Source organism: Pseudomonas fluorescens (assembly GCF_902497855.1).
Taxonomy (GTDB): domain Bacteria; phylum Pseudomonadota; class Gammaproteobacteria; order Pseudomonadales; family Pseudomonadaceae; genus Aquipseudomonas; species Aquipseudomonas fluorescens_BI.
Map to the genome: position 1 here is coordinate 1 of NZ_CABVHU010000077.1, position 511 is coordinate 511.

1 protein-coding gene is annotated in these 511 nt (G+C 62.6%); it reads left to right on the plus strand.

What is annotated here, in order from left to right:
- A partial coding sequence (locus tag F8N96_RS34930; protein ID WP_318187406.1) for a glycosyltransferase occupies positions 1-461 on the plus strand: 461 nt, incomplete at its 5' end.
- Between the last annotated feature and the right edge of the window lie 50 nt (positions 462-511).

The following is a 511-nucleotide window of genomic DNA, read 5'->3' on the forward strand; positions in this document are numbered from 1 at the left end:
ATGTCGAGCTGCTCAAGCGCCTGATCGAGGCGGTGGGCAAGCTGCCTTACCGGGCGCTGTTCAACGTCGGCGAACACCTCGACGAATACCCGGACCTGCCGGACAACGTGCAGATTTCCAACTGGTTCCCGCAGCCGTCGGTGATTGCCCAGGTCGACGCGGTGATCCATCACGGCGGCAACAACAGTTTCACCGAGTGCCTGTTCTTCGGCAAACCGGCGATTGCCATGTCGTACGTCTGGGACGGCCACGACAACGCCATGCGCGCGGAAGAAAGCGCCCACGGCTTCAAGCTCGATCGCTACGAATGGAGCGAAGAACAGCTCGCGGAAAAACTCCACGCGTGCCTCAACGACGGGGCGATGCGCCAACGCCTGCAGCGCACCAGCGCGCAGATGCAATCACGCAAGGGGCCGCAAGACGCGGCCGCGATTCTCGACAAGGTGCTCAACGATGCCTGATTCATCCACCACGGCGGGTATCACGCCGTACCTCGAAGCCGTCAGCAGCC